Source organism: Gemmatimonadota bacterium, from assembly GCA_009838645.1.
GTDB lineage: Bacteria > JAAXHH01 > JAAXHH01 > JAAXHH01 > JAAXHH01 > JAAXHH01.
The window spans coordinates 21,611-36,883 of record VXRC01000045.1; the positions used below are offsets into that span (position 1 = coordinate 21,611).

Here is a 15,273-nt window from a genome sequence, read left to right on the forward strand (position 1 = left end):
GCAGGGACGATGATCCGTATGCATCCATTGCGCCGAGGGGTTCAGTTCACCGGACTGTGCGCGTTCTTCCTCTTCGCCGTTTTTCCCGTGTACTGGATGGTGGCTACTTCCCTTACGCCGGCGCAGGACCTCTTTGTATGGCCCCTTCGGTATTTCCCGGCGGCGCCGACGCTGGAACACTACGCCGAGGTCTTCCTGCGCACCGACATCCCCCGGTTTTTCACCAACAGCCTCACGGTCGCCAGCCTGGCTTCGGCCTGTACGCTCACCGTGTCCGTGCTGGGAGGCTACGCCCTGGCGCGCTACCGGTTCCGGGGACGCCAGGTCACCCTCCTGGTCTTCCTGGCGACCCAGATGATGCCCGTGGTAGTGCTCATCGTCCCGCTCTTCATCATCTTCCGGATACTCGGCCTGCTCGACACGCTCTACAGCCTGATGATCGTTTATACCGTGTTGAACATCCCCTTCTGCACGCTCATGATGCAGGGCTTCTTCGCGGGTGTCCCATCGGAACTCGAAGAGGCCGCCATGGTGGACGGGTGCAACCGGATGGGCGCGATCCTGCGCGTGGCCGTGCCGCTGGCCCGTCCCGGGCTGATCGCCACCTTTCTCTTCGCCTTCATCGGCGCATGGAACGAACTGCTCTTCGCGGTGATGTTCCTGAACTCGGAATCCACCTTCACCCTGCCCGTGGGCCTGTACAACTTCATCAGCAAGTACGACGTCCACTGGGGCCGCATGATGGCCGGCGCCACGCTGGCGCTGCTTCCCGCGCTGGCCGTGTTCGCCTTCGTGCAGCGGTACATGGTCAGGGGATTGGCCCTGGGGGCGGTGAAGGGATAGGGGTTAAGGGAGGCGTTAAATCAGGGCAGCAGGACCGGGCGCACCCAGACGAGGTACAGCTGTTCGCCGGAGCGGATCACCTGGTTGACGGTCAGCAGCCCGTAGGCTTCGCGAGCCGATGATCCGGTGAGCGTGCGGTATCCCCGCGGACGCTTCCCCGTCACCTCGGCCAGGTCGATCGAATCCAGCGGCCAGTCCACGGCTTCACCGGACTGGTCCGCCATGTACCGGGGCAGAAGCTGCACGGCGATCTCGACGCGGTCGGGGACGAAGGGTTCGGCCCTCGGGTGGGTGAACCCTGCGAGGAAGAGGTTGAACTTGTACATGGCGTTCCACGCCGGCGCGATCACGTCGTTGACGGAACGGGCCTTGAGCAGCGCGGGCGAGTAGGTGTGCAGGCTCGGCGGGGAGTGCATGCCGATCCAGATGGTCACCTTGTCGTTGTTGTCGCGATAGGGCTCCTGTATGCTTCTGGCGTAGGTCAATTCGTTATCGAGCCATTCGTTGGTCAGGCTCGACAGGCCGAAGGTGGTCTGCATGACCAGGTACAGTCCGGGCACTTCCTCATCTACCAACCGGACGTAGCGGTGCAGCGCCTGGGCATCGTCGTCCCGGAAAACGACGAGGCCGTTGCCGTAGATCACGATCTGCGGCGTACGCGAAAGGAAAACCTCGTGCACGGTGGTCGATGCACGTACCATTTTACGCCAGATCGCCGGATCGCCTTCGGATCCATGGGCTGTGGGGGCGCCGAGGAGTGCCGCCAGCGCCATCAGGACGCCTGGAATCAAGTTATTGAGTGTGCCGGTCCTGCCGGTCCTGCCAAATACGTTATTCATAAACTGTCTTCCCAATTCCGATACTCATGCGTTGCAATCGTTGCGACCGAAAGATGATCGAGGAAAAGCGCAGCTTTCACAAGCAGCGCAAGTGGCGGTGTCCTAACTGCGGCCGTAGCCGGTTTCAGCGGAACAGGTCACGGAGATGGTCCGCACGGTCCGCGAAGTACCGCCGTGGGGACTGAACATTCCGCTTCAACTTCCCACCTGCTCCGCATGCTCTTCGTAGGTCGCCCGGTGCTCGGGATCGATCTTGATGAGCATGTCGTAGGCTTCCCTGGAAGATTCCGCATCGGGCACTTCGGTGGGTGATTCCGCGCTGAAAACATCCGCCAGCTGCAGGTAGTGGGCGTTCAGGAACTCACTCAGCCACTTGTCTCTCGGGTTCTTCTCGTGGATTTCCGCCATTAAATCCACGGCCTCTCGGCAGAGGGTGCGGGCCTCCACCAGCTTGTTGTCCTTTTGTGACGCCAACCCCCGGTAGTACCGGTTCCGGACCAGGCGGTAGGGCCTGTAGCCTTCGGCCAGAATCCCGTCGATCAGGTCCAGCCGTTCGTCCCACCCCCGCTGGAATTCGCGGCTGAACCGGCCGTCCAGCGCGATGGCGTTGGCACGCTGGAAATGGCTCTGGCCGCCGAACTCCGTGTACTTGTCCAGCGCGTGTCCGATCATGATGTGCACGTAGTAGTCGATCAGCCACGTCAGGGCGTTGAACTGTTGGTCGTCATGTTGCAGAAAGTCTTCCCGTTCGTACTCGAAAAACCACCACCGGTCCAGGTACTTCAGGTCCGTTCCGCTGTACACGGTCAGGCGCGAGCCGTACTGGGTCTTTACCGCGCTGCCCATGAAGGCCAGAATGGCTTCGATGCCCACGTGTACCGGCTCGGGCAGGTCCTCTTCCAGCCAGTCCCATTCTTCGATGTAGTCGGCGAGCGTAAGGCCGAAGTCCGCCATCTGCTCGCGGTGCAGGACGGGCAGGGCTTCCAGGTGCGCCATGACGTCGGCTCTCACCTGTTGCCCGCGGGCCTCCTGCGGTGGAATCGCCAGCAGGCAGAGCGCCAGTACGCCGGCCGGTATCCACGGTCTTTTCCGACTCTTTCGGCGGTTCATCACATCCATGCGCAGGCTCCCGGCATACGGGGTACCGCTACAGCCGTCGTTTGTCGAAAAACTAACCGCGGGAACGCGGCGTGTCAAGCCTATCCCGCACCGCCGCAGCCGCGGTGCCCGCCCTGGCGCGAGCCTTGACACCCGGGTCCCGGGACTGTATTTTGGCCGTCCATAGCGGATGGTGACACGGACGATCGGTCCGGTGCGGCCAGGCAAGCGGGGCCACGGGGCCGATCAGCGTTTCGGAAGGGTGCATGTTCGGACAATCCCTGGCGGAAACCCTCGCCCGCGAACGCGGGACCATATACAAGAAACCGGGCGGCAAGGCCGTTCGTATCGCCCTGGTGTACCCCAATACCTACTACCTGGGTATGTCGAACCTGGGGTTCCAGACCATCTACCGTCACCTCAACGAACGGGACGACGTCGTCTGCGAACGCGCCTTTCTCCCGGAACCCTCCGGCCTTGAAGCCCTGTCCAGGTCCCGGAAACCGCTGGTTACGCTCGAATCCGGGCTGCCGCTCGGTTCGTGCGACATCGTGGCCTTCTCCGTATCTTTCGAAAACGACTATCCCAACCTGGTCCGCATCCTGGAACTCGCCCGCGTGCCGGTGCTCGCGGCAAGGAGGACGCGCTTCGATCCGATCGTGCTGATCGGCGGCGCGATTACCTACATCAACCCGGAGCCCCTGGCGGATTTCGCCGACGTGATGGTCATCGGCGACGGCGAAGAGGCGGCTTACGCCTACATAGACCGCTACCTCGCGGACCAGGGACTGGACCGGGAACGCCATCTCGCCCGTACCATGTCGCTGGCGGGCATGTATGTACCTTCCCTGCAGACCGCTTCCCCCGGTGACCGGGAGGGACCGGCGGATTCCGCGCGGATCGCCAAGCAGCAGGTGCGCGATTTCGAGGACTATCCCGCCCATTCCGCCGTCCTCACGCCCGACACCGAGTTCGGCGACATGCTGCTTATAGAGATTTCCCGGGGGTGTCCCCGCCGGTGCCGTTTCTGCGCCGTGAGTTACGTCTATCCGAAGTTCCGCGCCCTGAAGCCGGATACCATACTCGACGTCATCCGGTCCAAGAACGCGTCCCTGGCGCGCGACGGCAAGGAGGGGCTGAAGGCCGTGGGCCTGGTCAGTTCGGCCATGTGCGACTATCCCCACCTCGACGAACTCTGTGCGGGCCTGGAGGAAACCGGTCTCCGCGTAGGCGTTTCGTCGGTTCGGGTCGACCTGGTCCCGGACAGCCTGCTCAGCCTGATGCTGAAGACGGGGCTGCGTACCATGACCATCGCGCCGGAGGCCGGATCGGAAAGGCTGCGCAAGGCGATCAACAAGCCTATATCCTCGGAAGAAATCCTGACCGGCGCACGAAGGATTCTGGAGAAGGGCATCAAGCACCTCAAGGTGTACTACATGGTCGGCCTGCCGACGGAGACCGACGAGGACATCGAGGAACTCATCGAGATGACGCGCCGGCTTGCCCGCCTGCAGCGGGACTGCGGGGAACCGGGTGGACGGCTGCGGTTGAGCATCAACCCCTTCGTGCCGAAAGCGTTGACGCCATTCCAGTGGAGTCCCATGGCGTCTCCGAAGGAGGTCAAGCGCAAGTTGAACCGCATACAGAAAGCCCTGCGCGGCACGGCGGGGGTGGACGTCAAGCACGAGAGCCTGAAGTCCGCCTACTTCGAGGCCATCCTGTCCCGCGGCGGCCGGGAACTGAGCGGATTCCTGATGGAAACCGCGCGGCGGGAAGGCGACTGGAAACGCGCCGCGGCGGAGCTGGGGATGGATACCTCGCAGTATCTCGGGGACATGGCGGACCTGCGGTCGCTTCCCTGGGATTTCATATCGACGGAGAAGGAGAACCACCGGATCCAGTGGGAGTACCGGAAGAGTCACCAACTGCCTTATCGCAAACGGCAGCCCGCGCCCAGCGCCGGCCGGCCGGATGCGGGGCATCCCGCGGTCTGACCCCTGGACGGAGAAGCCGGGGTCAAACCATCATTTCAAGTCAGTGGAGGCGAAAGATGCGTATTCCGGGTCTATTGATGGCCGCTTTTTCCATGTTGTTCCTGGCCGCGTCCTGCGGCGAATCGTCCGACCAACCCGAAACCAGCGGAGAACCCGCAAACATGTTGATCATCGAAACCACCCTGGGCACTATAAAATGCGAATTGTACCCGGACAAGACGCCCATGACCGTGGACATCATCTCGAGCCTGGCCGAAGGCACGCGGGAGTGGATCCACCCGGTTACCAAAGAGACCATGACCGGCACGCCTTACTATGACGGCGTGATCTTTCACCGGGTCATTCCGAACTTCATGATCCAGACCGGCGATCCGGCCGGCACCGGCAATGGCAGCCCGGGATTCGTGTTCGATGACGAATTGCGCGAGGAACTGCGTTTCGACCAGCCCGGCCGCCTGGCCATGGCGCATCGCGGCCCCAACACCAACGGCGGACAGATCTTCATCACGGTGGCGCCTACGCCCCATCTCGACATGGTACATACCATCTTCGGCCAGGTCGTGGAGGGACAGGAAGTGGCCGACGCCATTTCGGAGGTGTCCACGAACCAGTCGCGGCCCGTTGAAGAGGTCAGCATCATCAAAATGACCGTGGTCCGAGGGGAGGGCGAGTAAAGGATGAGACGGATACGAATCACCGCGATGACCGCCGCGCTGGCGGTGCTCGTCGCCTGGTCCGCATGGGCCGCGGCGAGTCCGCCCGCCCAGTCGAACGACGCGGCGAATCCGCCCGCCCAGTCGAACGACGCGTCGTCGTCGGAGACCGGCGAACTGGCCTCCCAGGCCCTGGGGCCGGGGACCTACGCCGTGTTCCAGACCAACATGGGCGTCATCATTTGCAAGCTCTTCGACCGGCTGGCGCCCGCCACCGTGGATAACTTTATCGGGCTCGCCGAGGGCACCCGGGCCTTCAAGGACCCCAGAACCGGGCGGGAGGTAAAGCGCCCGTTCTACGACGGGACCCTCTTTCACCGGGTCATACCCAACTTCATGATCCAGGGCGGTGATCCCACGGGCACGGGTCAGGGCGGCCCGGGATATGAGATCAAGGGCGAAATCCGGGGTTCGCTGCGCTTCGACCGTCCGGGCCGGCTGGCCATGGCCAACGCTGGATCGCCGGATACCGCGGGCAGCCAGTTCTTCATCACCCACGGTCCGAAGTCATACCTGGACGGAGGCTATACCATCTTCGGCCAGGTCATGAAGGGCCAGGAAGTGGTCAACGCCATCGGCCGCGTGCAGACGCGGAGCGACCGGCCCCTTTTCGATATCGTGCTGGAGAAACTGACCATAGAGCGGGTGCAGTAAGACCGGCCGAACCACGGACTACAGGGGGAATCGGCATGAGGTGCGCATTCCGTGGGCATGCAGGTTTGAGAAGAGCGCTCCCGCTGCCGTGGTTAAGCGCCCGGGCGCTCCCGCTGGCGTGGTTAAGCGCCGCCTGGCTGGTCCTTGCTCCTCCGGGCGACCTGAAGGCCTTCGAACCGGCCACACCCCACCTGGACGCCTTCCTGGCCGGACTGGAACAGCGCGAGCCGCAGCCCGTTCCCCGGGGGTTGCGCGCCTTTGCCGGCGATTCCACGGCCCTCCGGCTGAACGCGGCGGACTTGATTGACATGTTTACCGCCGCGGAACAGGATACGCTCACGCTGTTGCGGGTCAACGTGGTCCTGGCCCGGTGGATCGCCGAACGAAACGTACCCCTCTATGCCGACGGGGAGGCGATCGACGAAGCGCTGACGAAGGGGTTTTCCCTGGGCCTCACCTTTCCCCTCCACCACGTCGCGTACCTCTTTTTCAGCCCCGACGCCGCCCGGTCAGGCGATTTCCTGGTCCACATCCGCGCGCTCTACGACATGAACTACACGTTCCGCTTCGACCGGGACATCCTGAACGCCGACGTGATCGTCCACGGCGCCGAGACCGCGTACACCGATGACGGCGGTCCCAGGACGAGCTACCTGGTGAAGCTGGCTCTGCACGACGAACTGGAATGGGCGAGGTACACCGACTTCGAGGGCCTGTCGGGCCGGAAGCGGGGCGTGGCGGGGTTCTTCCAGCGGGTTTTCTTCTTCATTCCCAAGACCCTGGACGGCCTGGAACTCTGGGACGGACACCTCAAGATCAAGGCCTTCGTGGACCAGAACATCGAAGACTTCGAACGGCTGGAGCGCTACCACGTGAGACGCTAGCCTTCCTGGCCGGGATCGCTACCGCGTGAGGCGTTAGTCATCCTGGACGCCGTCCTGGCCGTCTTCCTGGCCGGGATGGATTCCGCCTAAGGGAATGCGGCGGGCGAAGAGGTACCAGGCGACCACGATCAGGATACCGGCCGCCCCCGCCATGAAGGCCACCAGGCGGGCCGCCAGGGCGTCCAGCAACAGGCCCGTCCCCAGGGTCGAAATGGAGAACGCCAGGGTGAACAGGCCGTGGTCCGCGGCGAATACCCTCCCGCGGTAGTCTTCGTTCACCACGAGTTGAAGCCCCAGGGAAGAATAGACCCACATCACCATGCTGCCCGCGGCGGCGAGGATGATGCAGACTGCCGCCAGCCAGATGGACGGGGCCTGCGAGAACAGGATGAAGAAGGCACCGTAGCCGATGAGTCCGACCAGGATGCCCGTCCTCAACTGACCCAGGCGGACCGTGTCGAAGAACTTGATGAACACGGCGCCCAGGAGCGTCCCGATCCCCCGGGCCGTGTACAGGATGGCGATGCCCGTGTCGCCCGCGCGGTAGACCTGTCCCCCGAACACGGCGTAGAGCAGCACGGCGCCGCCCCCGGCGAGTCCCCAGGTGGCCTTGCCCGGCAGGTAGACCCGCGTGGGCCGGTCGCGCCCGATATACTTCATGCCTTCGATGAAATCCGACAGGAACCGTACCGGCTGCCCCGCGCCGGACGCGGCGGGAATGGCGATCCGGGCCACGAAAACCGCCGATACCACGAAACTGAAGGCGTTCAGCTGAAAGGCGGCGGACCGGCCCAGGTGATCGGCGACCAGGCCGCCCACGGCGGAACCGATGGTCAGCATGGCGGCCCAGGTCGTGCTGGACAGGGCATTGGCCGCCAGCAGCGCCTTGCCCCGGGCGATGCTCGGTAGTGCGGCCGTCCGCGTCACGTCGAAGAAGGGCTGCAGGCCGGACAGCAGCGCCATGAAGAGGTACAGCATCCAGACGTCGTCCGCCGTTTCGACCAGCAGGAATCCCAGGGCGACGCCGGCTCGGAGGATATCGGCCGTAATCATCACCCGCTTGCGGTCGTACCGTTCGGCGACGACGCCGGCCAGCGGGGTCATCAGGAAGGGGGGCAGCATCTGGCAGATCGTGACGATGCCCAGGGCGAGACCGGAGCCGGTCAGGGCGAGGGTCAGGCCCAGCACGGCGATGGTATTGAACCAGTCTCCCGCGTTGGATACGACCTGCGACAGCCAGACGAACCGGTAGGTCCGGTTCTCCCTGAGCAACCGGGTGTACGAGAGGGCCGAACCTGTTTTTGTCGTCACGGGCCAGACCTGCGGTTGACAAGGGCGGGTGGTCCGTATACCCTTCGGTTAATCACTTTGATGGTAAGACTGCGGTTGGAGATGTTACAGGAGGCATGCTGATGAGCAAGCTGAAGTCGATCATGCACAACCGGACACACGGCCACCTGGGGGAAACGCGACGCGACTGCACCGACTGCGTCCACGTCATGCCCGGCATGCACGGAGACGAGGTGACCTGCGAGATCTATACCTTCAAGTACGAGGCCTACAAGGTCCCGAGGCGAAGCTCCCTCTCGCCCTCCTTCGCGAACGACTGCGGATTCTACCAGGCCATGACGCCGGTGCAGAAGGCGGAATCGGAACGGAAATTCAGGGAATTCTACAAGCGCCTGAAGTGAATGGACGGCATCCGGCGGCGATACGCCCGCCGGGACCGCGAGGGCCTGGCCGGCCCTCAGCTCGAGCTGACGCGCGCGCCGCTACTCGTTCATGGACTTGAGGAAATTCACGTTCGTCGGCGTCCGGGAGAGGCGCTCGGTCATCAGTTCCATGGCTTCCACGGGTCCCAGGCCGTCCAGGAACTTCCGCAGGATCTTCACCTTGCCCAGGATGTCCGGTTCAAGGAGGAGTTCCGCCTTGCGGGTGGACGACGCGCTCAGGTCGATCGCCGGGAAGATCCACCGGTTCGCCAGCTTGCGGCTGAGCTCCAGTTCCATGTTGCCCGTGCCCTTGAATTCCTCGAAGATTCCCTCGTCCATCCGGCTGCCGGTCTCGATCAGCGCCGTGGCCACGATGGTGAGGCTCCCGCCTTCCTCGATGTTCCGCGCCGCGCCGAAGAAACGCCGCGGCTTCTGCAGCGCGTTGGCGTCGATACCGCCGGACAGGATCTTGCCGCTGTGGGGCGTCACCGCGTTGTGGGCCCGCGCCAGGCGCGTGATGCTGTCGAGCAGGATGACCACGTCCCGGCCGTGTTCCACCAGGCGCTTGGCCTTCTCGAGGACCATGTCCGAGACCGCCACGTGGCGCTCCGGCGGCTCGTCGAAGGTGGAGCTGATCACCTCGCCCTTGACCGAGCGTTCCATGTCGGTCACCTCTTCCGGCCGTTCGTCAATGAGCAGGACCATGAGCACCACCTCGGGGTGATTGTCCGTGATGGCGTTGGCGATCTCCTGCAGCAGCATGGTCTTCCCGGCCTTCGGCGGCGACACGATCAGTCCGCGCTGCCCCTTGCCGATCGGCGTCAGCAGGTCCATGACCCGCGTCGGCAGCTTGTCCTTCATGTATTCGAGCTGGAAGCGCTCGAGCGGGTAGATGGGCGTCAGGTTGTCGAAGAGCGTCCGTTCCTTGCTTGCCTCGGGATTGTCGAAGTTGACCGTGTCCACCCTGAGCAGCGCGAAGAAGCGCTCCCCGTCCTTGGGTGGCCGGATCTGTCCCGAGATGGTATCCCCGGTGCGCAGGTCGAAGCGCTTGACCTGGGACGGCGCCACGTAGATGTCGTCGGGGCCGTGCAGGTAGCTGTAGTCCGGCGACCGGAGAAACCCGCAGCGGTTGTCCGGCAGCACCTCGAGTACGCCCTCGCCGAAGATCACGCCTTCCTTCTCCGTCTGCGCCTGGAGAATGCTGAAGATCAGTTCCTGTTTCCGCAGGCCCGTATAGCTCTGCAGGTCGAGCTCCTGGGCGATGGAGTACAGGTCCGGCAGGGTCTTTGTCTTGAGTTCCAGGATGTGCATGCTTCCTTCCCTTTGTAAAAAACGTTCGGTGAACTCCCGTGAACGTCCGCCGTCCGGGCGTTCCTTAAGGCGCCGATTCCCGCGACGCGTCGTGGGGAGTGTTTTTGAAGTCAGACTGGGTTGTGAACATGGTGTGCGGCGGAAACGTCGGCTTGCGAACGGGTCGTTTCCGGCAGTCGGGCCCGGGCGTGCCGCGCCTGGAGACGCGCGGCTTTTCTGGTTCTGGTTATGCCATCAGGATACGGGCAAACGCAACTTGCCTTGGTGATGGGGTAATCCCGTAGAATGCGGTACCGGCCGTCATGAATCTTGTTCTAAGGAAGAATCGGCTTTCCAATGAGGAATCAATCAGGGGAACGTGCAAGGATCGGGTTGCCGCCGAGTCGGCGACACGGGTAAATATACGGGTTTATGTCGTGCTGTCAAGTCCCAAGCCCACTTTTTTTTGTGAATGCGTACATTGCCGGGCCCTTCCGCGGAGCGGCCTACTCGTTCATTTTGGGGTCGAGGGCGTCACGGAGTCCGTCGCCCATCAGCTGGAATCCGAGCATGGTGAGGGCGATCATGATGGCCGGAAAAGTCGCCAGGTGCCAGTAGGACCGGATGTAGTTGGCGTTCTCGCCGACCATCTGCCCCCAGCTCGGCGTGGGCGGGCTGATGCCGATGCCGATGAAGCTCAGGCCGGCCTCCGCGAAGATGGCCGACGGGATGCCCAGAGCGAGGGCCACGATCAGCGGTGTCAGGCTGTTCGGCAGGATGTGGGTCACGACGATGCGCAGGTGGCTGCCGCCCATGGCCTTGGCCGCCCGGACGAACTCCTTCTCCTTCAAAGACAGAATCTGCCCCCTCAGGAGACGGCATACCCCGACCCATCCGGTCACCCCGATGGCGACGAAGATGTTGAAGAGCCCAGCGCCCAGCCACGACATGATCAGGATGATGAAGAGCAGCCCCGGAAAGGCCGACATGATGTCGACCCCCCGCATGATGACGCTGTCCACGCGGCCGCCGGCGTACCCCGCCAGCGCGCCCAGGGGAACGCCGATGGCGAAGATGATGGCCTGCACGAGGACGCCCACCGTCATGGAGATCTCCGCGCCGTAGATGACCCGGCTGAAGAGGTCGCGGCCCAGGCCGTCCGTGCCGAAGGGAAACATCCACGACGGTTCCTGCCAGGCGACCAGGAAGTTCTGCTTGGTGTAGTGCAGGGGCGCGATCCAGGGCGCGAGCAGCGCCGTGTTGCTCAGCAGCAGCACCAGGAAGAGTCCCACCAGGGAGAGCTTGTTGCGGGAGAAACGCCGCGTGGCGTCCGCCCAGAGCCCGCTGTCGTGTTTCTTGAAATACCGGTAGGCCCGCGGCCAGAGCAAGGTGAACTCCGTGGCCAGCGCGACGCGGAAGATCTGTCCCGCCCAGGAGAAGAAGGGCTCGAGGCCGTCCCAGCTCATGGACTCCGACAGGCTTTCGGGGATGTCCTCCGTGCCGTAGGGGTACTGGTCCATCCAGGGGCCGAGGAGCCACCACGCCGCGAGCAGGGCGACGACGCCCGCGGCCACGAAGTAGGACTTGCGCTGGACCACCGTGTGGCAGAAGGACGCCCATCTTCCGGTTTCGTCCCGGTGTCCCAGGCGGTGCATACGGGGCAGGTAGAGCACCAGCTGGATCGCCAGGGCGATCCGCCCCACCTCGAGGATCATGGTGTCCCAGCTCCATCCCAGGATCGCGCCGAGGACCCAGACGATGCCGACTTCGCCCGTTGTGCCGATCGGATCCATGCCTAATCCTTCCTATACCGGATGCGGGGGTCCACCAGCGCGTACATGAGGTCCGTGATGACGTAGATCACGACGATGAGCGACGACCAGAGCAGGGCCGTGGACATGATCATGGGGTAGTCCCGGGCGAACACGCTCGTGGTGAAGTACCGCCCCAGGCCGGGGATCCGGAAGATCGTCTCGATGAAGAAGGACCCCGTGATCAGGTTGGCCATCATCGGTCCCGCGATGGTCAGCAGGGGGATCAGGGCGTTCTTGAACACGTGCACCACCACGACCGAGATTTCGGTGAGGCCCTTGGCCCGGGCGGTGCGCACGTAGTCGGCCCGGATGGCCTCGATCATGTTCGACCGGGTATACCTCGCCACCACGGCCATGTCTCCGAGGGACAGGGCGATCACCGGCATGACCCAGTCCTTGGGCGAATTCCAGCCTCCCGTTTCGAAGAGGTGCAGCCACAGGGAAAAGACGACCGTCAACCCGACGGCGACGACGAAACTGGGCGTGACGATGCTGAATACGGCCGTGAGCGAGGCGACGTAATCGATCCAGGTGTTCTGGTATACCGCCGCGAGAATGCCCAGCAGCAGTCCGCCGGTGAGGGCCACGATCAGGGCCATGCTGCCCAGGTGGACGGAGACGGGCCAGGCCTGGGCGATGAGCTCCTGGCAGGTCTTGCTCTGGTGCTGGAAGGAATAGCCGAAGTCGCCCCGCACGACATTGCTCACCCAGGAGATGTACTGGATGTGCAGCGGCTGGTCGAGGTTGTACTTCCGCATCAGGTTGGCGCGGACCTCGGGCGTCAGCGGTATGCCGCCGGTCTCTCCGCCCGCGTCGAAGGGACCGCCGGGCACGGCGTGCATGATGGAGAAGGTGATGACGGAGACGGCGAAGAGTACGGGGAAGATCCAGAGTATGCGGCGGACCAGGTACCGGAAGCCCAGGTTCAGTCCGAGGAGGAAAATGCTGGTGACCGCGAGCATGATCAGCGTGCGGATCAGCATGACGTTCTGGGAGTCGGTGCCCCACAGCGCCAGGCTTACGGCCGCCAGCGCGATGGCCCGCGCGGCCAGGTTCGGCACGCGAAACCGCCGCAACAGGGTGGAAGCGGCGACGAACAGGAGGAGCCAGAGCGTCGCGAGGGCGGTATTGAATACGCCGAGCTGCGGCGCCGCGACGGCCAGGGCGACGATGGTGATCAGCGTCTGGACGCCCTTGACGAAGGCCGCGTCAAGCTTGCGCCGGTTACCCCAGTATCCCGCGGCCAGGACGAGCAGCAGCCACAGGACGCCAATGATCCCTAAAACGGGCATCCGATCGTCTGATCCTTTGCTTGTGCAGGAGAATCACTTGCGATACCGCGATTCGAGGGATGAGGAAACTGCCTGGTGGGGCGAGCCCGTCCGACTGGCCGCGGCGCCAACGGAGTCCGGCTCCGCTGGATGCCAGACAACCTAAGGTCCACCGGGGATTCTGTCAACGTATTTCGGTCGCTCCCACGGGGCAAAAACCTGTTGATTCGCCGGGCCGTTTTGTTGTTTCATAGGGGTTATGGAATACCTGTACAATGGATTACAGGAAGCGGTCCGCCTGCTGTTCACGGGCGAATCCGGCGTGTACACCATCGTCGGCGTTTCCGTTTTCGTCGCGGTGTCCGCGATCCTACTGGCCTCCGTGATGGGACTGCCCGCGGGCTACCTGCTCGCCACCCGCCGGTTCCGGGGCCAGCGCTTCGTGACCACGGTACTCAATACGATGCTGGCCATGCCGACCGTGGTGATCGGCCTCTTCGTCTACTCCCTGATCTCCCGGCGCGGCCCGCTCGGCTTCATGGAACTGTTGTATACACCGGGCGCCATGATCATCGGCGAGACGCTCCTCGCCCTGCCCATCGTGGCCGCCTTCACCCTCTCGGCCTTTCGTGCCGTGGATTCCCGGATCACGGAGACGGCCCTTACGCTGGGCGCCACGACGGCTCAGACCGCCCGCACCCTCATTTCGGAGGCCCGGTTCGGCATCATGGCGGCGGTGGTGGCCGCCTTCGGGCGGGTCATCGCCGAGGTGGGCGCGGCCATGATGCTGGGCGGCAACATCAAGGGAAGCACGCGGACCATGACGACGGCGATCGCCCTGGAGAGCAACAAGGGGGAGTTCGGCCTGGCCATCGCCCTCGGGATCATCCTGCTGCTTACGGCGTTCGGCGCGAACATTCTCTTTCACTGGCTGCAGGGGTTCGACGACTGATGGCCGATCCGATGACGGCCGATCCGATGACGGCCGATTCGAAGACGACAGGTCCGAAGACGACAGGTCCGAAGACGTCCGGTCCGATTATCGTGGGCGAGCACCTGGCGCACCGGCACGGTTCCGGGTTTCATCTGCAGATCGAAAACCTCGCCCTGTACGCCGGAAGGACCTATGCCGTCTACGGAGCGAACGGATCGGGCAAGTCCACGCTTTTGAACATCCTCGCCTTGCTGACCCTGCCGCAGGAGGGCCGGATCCTCTTCGAAGGCCGGCCCGTGAACGGGGCTGATCCGGGCCGCAGCCGTCAGTACCGCCGCCGCGTCACGCTGCTCATGCAGCACGTGTACCTGTTCCGGTCCACCGTATTCGAGAACGTGGCGTCCGGCCTGCGGTTCCGCGGCATGGCGAAGGAGGCCATCGAAGCACGCGTGACCGGCATGCTGGACAAGGTGGGCCTTCGCCAATTCGCCCACCGGCCCGCCCACAGCCTGTCGGGCGGAGAAGCGCAGCGCGCGGGACTCGCCCGGGCCCTGGTCACGGACCCCGACGTCCTGCTGCTTGACGAGCCCACGGCCAGCGTGGACGCGACGCACGGGAAACAGATCGAGGCGATTCTCGCGGAGACGTGCCGCCATCGGCGCATGACCGTCGTGCTGTCGACGCACCAGTACGACCAGGCCTATCGCATCGCCGACGAAGTGCTGATCATGCGCGACGGGCGGATGCTCGAGAAGGGACCGGAGAACGTCTTCAAGGGCCACATCGAGGAATCGGCCGACGGCCCGGTCGTAATATTGGACGGCGGTGTGACCCTGCGATCGGACACGACCGCGCGCGGACCGGCCCACATCGTCATCTCTTCGCAGGAGATCCGGCTGGCGAAGTCGCCGGCGAAGCCACCGCGCACGCCGGACGCCGAAAATACGCTCACGGGCGTCGTGAATACGCTCATGGGTGTCGTGACCGCCGCCGCGGTGGACGGAGACCGCATACGCCTGGACGTGGACGCCGGTCCGCGCCCGGACGCGGAGGCTGGCCCGAACTCGGATGCGGCGTCCGGACCGCGCGCGGATGCGCCGTCCGGCCTTCGCCTGACCGTCCACGTGGCGCGGGCGTCTTTTTCGGACATGGGCATCACTGTCGGGGATACGGTGCATGCCGCCATCGACGCCTCGGCCGTCCGGGCTTCATGAACGACCAACCACG

At 64.1% G+C, this 15,273-nt stretch carries 14 protein-coding genes; 8 read left to right on the top strand and 6 right to left on the bottom strand.

The annotated features are described in order from the left end of the window. Positions 1–9 precede the first annotated feature (9 nt). The gene (locus F4Y38_12535; protein ID MXY50107.1) at positions 10–843 is read left to right on the top strand and encodes a carbohydrate ABC transporter permease; all 834 of its coding nucleotides are present in this window, start codon (positions 10–12) and stop codon (positions 841–843) included. 20 nt (positions 844–863) lie between these two features. Here F4Y38_12535 and F4Y38_12540 read toward each other — a convergent pair whose 3' ends face one another. Continuing rightward, positions 864–1,682: a hypothetical protein gene (locus tag F4Y38_12540; GenBank protein MXY50108.1), complete on the bottom strand. Its 819-nt coding sequence runs from the start codon at positions 1,680–1,682 to the stop codon at positions 864–866. 195 nt (positions 1,683–1,877) lie between these two features. Beyond that, positions 1,878–2,801, bottom strand: a complete 924-nt coding sequence (locus tag F4Y38_12545; GenBank protein MXY50109.1) for a DUF4835 family protein — start codon at positions 2,799–2,801, stop codon at positions 1,878–1,880. 245 nt (positions 2,802–3,046) lie between these two features. On the opposite strand from F4Y38_12545, the gene F4Y38_12550 reads away from it, so the two are divergent. The 4 genes from F4Y38_12550 to F4Y38_12565 all read left to right on the top strand — a co-directional run bounded on the left by F4Y38_12550 (position 3,047) and on the right by F4Y38_12565 (position 7,025). Next, the gene (locus tag F4Y38_12550; protein ID MXY50110.1) at positions 3,047–4,774 is read left to right on the top strand and encodes a radical SAM protein; all 1,728 of its coding nucleotides are present in this window, start codon (positions 3,047–3,049) and stop codon (positions 4,772–4,774) included. A 92-nt stretch (positions 4,775–4,866) separates the two neighbouring features. Further along, complete coding sequence (locus F4Y38_12555; GenBank protein MXY50111.1) at positions 4,867–5,448, top strand: peptidylprolyl isomerase; 582 nt, start codon at positions 4,867–4,869, stop codon at positions 5,446–5,448. Positions 5,449–5,475: 27 nt separating this feature from the next. Next, positions 5,476–6,141: a peptidylprolyl isomerase gene (locus F4Y38_12560; GenBank protein ID MXY50112.1), complete on the top strand. Its 666-nt coding sequence runs from the start codon at positions 5,476–5,478 to the stop codon at positions 6,139–6,141. A gap of 65 nt (positions 6,142–6,206) precedes the next feature. Then, positions 6,207–7,025 carry a hypothetical protein gene (locus tag F4Y38_12565; protein MXY50113.1) on the top strand — a complete coding sequence of 273 codons (819 nt, stop codon included), beginning with the start codon at positions 6,207–6,209 and terminating at the stop codon, positions 7,023–7,025. A gap of 33 nt (positions 7,026–7,058) precedes the next feature. On the opposite strand, the gene F4Y38_12570 is transcribed toward F4Y38_12565, so the two are convergent. Further along, positions 7,059–8,375: an MFS transporter gene (locus tag F4Y38_12570; GenBank protein MXY50114.1), complete on the bottom strand. Its 1,317-nt coding sequence runs from the start codon at positions 8,373–8,375 to the stop codon at positions 7,059–7,061. 62 nt (positions 8,376–8,437) lie between these two features. Between F4Y38_12570 and F4Y38_12575 the strand changes: the two genes are divergently transcribed. Continuing rightward, entirely contained in the window at positions 8,438–8,716 is a 279-nt protein-coding gene (locus tag F4Y38_12575; GenBank protein ID MXY50115.1) for a hypothetical protein, read from the top strand. An 81-nt stretch (positions 8,717–8,797) separates the two neighbouring features. Here F4Y38_12575 and rho read toward each other — a convergent pair whose 3' ends face one another. The 3 genes from rho to F4Y38_12590 form a co-directional block, all read right to left on the bottom strand. Next, the gene (gene rho / locus F4Y38_12580) at positions 8,798–10,048 is read right to left on the bottom strand and encodes a transcription termination factor Rho (GenBank protein MXY50116.1); all 1,251 of its coding nucleotides are present in this window, start codon (positions 10,046–10,048) and stop codon (positions 8,798–8,800) included. Positions 10,049–10,533: 485 nt separating this feature from the next. Next, positions 10,534–11,493: an ABC transporter permease gene (locus F4Y38_12585; GenBank protein ID MXY50117.1), complete on the bottom strand. Its 960-nt coding sequence runs from the start codon at positions 11,491–11,493 to the stop codon at positions 10,534–10,536. A gap of 329 nt (positions 11,494–11,822) precedes the next feature. Beyond that, positions 11,823–12,803 (bottom strand): ABC transporter permease, encoded by a 981-nt coding sequence (locus tag F4Y38_12590; protein MXY50118.1) that lies wholly within the window; start codon positions 12,801–12,803, stop codon positions 11,823–11,825. A 568-nt stretch (positions 12,804–13,371) separates the two neighbouring features. Between F4Y38_12590 and F4Y38_12595 the strand changes: the two genes are divergently transcribed. Both F4Y38_12595 and F4Y38_12600 read left to right on the top strand, forming a co-directional pair. After that, positions 13,372–14,064 (top strand): ABC transporter permease subunit, encoded by a 693-nt coding sequence (locus F4Y38_12595; protein MXY50119.1) that lies wholly within the window; start codon positions 13,372–13,374, stop codon positions 14,062–14,064. Continuing rightward, complete coding sequence (locus F4Y38_12600; GenBank protein ID MXY50120.1) at positions 14,064–15,260, top strand: ATP-binding cassette domain-containing protein; 1,197 nt, start codon at positions 14,064–14,066, stop codon at positions 15,258–15,260. Before F4Y38_12595 ends, F4Y38_12600 begins: the two co-directional genes overlap by 1 nt. Positions 15,261–15,273: the final 13 nt, after the last annotated feature.

What these genes read in the sequence shown, in the direction of transcription:
- F4Y38_12535 (MXY50107.1), top strand. Translation starts at nt 10, where the DNA reads ATGATCCGTATGCATCCATTGCGCCGAGGGGTTCAGTTCACCGGACTG.
- F4Y38_12540 (MXY50108.1), bottom strand. Translation starts at nt 1,682, where the DNA reads ATGAATAACGTATTTGGCAGGACCGGCAGGACCGGCACACTCAATAAC.
- F4Y38_12545 (MXY50109.1), bottom strand. Translation starts at nt 2,801, where the DNA reads ATGGATGTGATGAACCGCCGAAAGAGTCGGAAAAGACCGTGGATACCG.
- F4Y38_12550 (MXY50110.1), top strand. Translation starts at nt 3,047, where the DNA reads ATGTTCGGACAATCCCTGGCGGAAACCCTCGCCCGCGAACGCGGGACC.
- F4Y38_12555 (MXY50111.1), top strand. Translation starts at nt 4,867, where the DNA reads ATGTTGTTCCTGGCCGCGTCCTGCGGCGAATCGTCCGACCAACCCGAA.
- F4Y38_12560 (MXY50112.1), top strand. Translation starts at nt 5,476, where the DNA reads ATGACCGCCGCGCTGGCGGTGCTCGTCGCCTGGTCCGCATGGGCCGCG.
- F4Y38_12575 (MXY50115.1), top strand. Translation starts at nt 8,438, where the DNA reads ATGAGCAAGCTGAAGTCGATCATGCACAACCGGACACACGGCCACCTG.
- rho (MXY50116.1), bottom strand. Translation starts at nt 10,048, where the DNA reads ATGCACATCCTGGAACTCAAGACAAAGACCCTGCCGGACCTGTACTCC.
- F4Y38_12585 (MXY50117.1), bottom strand. Translation starts at nt 11,493, where the DNA reads ATGAGCTGGGACGGCCTCGAGCCCTTCTTCTCCTGGGCGGGACAGATC.
- F4Y38_12590 (MXY50118.1), bottom strand. Translation starts at nt 12,803, where the DNA reads ATGCTCGCGGTCACCAGCATTTTCCTCCTCGGACTGAACCTGGGCTTC.
- F4Y38_12595 (MXY50119.1), top strand. Translation starts at nt 13,372, where the DNA reads ATGGAATACCTGTACAATGGATTACAGGAAGCGGTCCGCCTGCTGTTC.
- F4Y38_12600 (MXY50120.1), top strand. Translation starts at nt 14,064, where the DNA reads ATGGCCGATCCGATGACGGCCGATCCGATGACGGCCGATTCGAAGACG.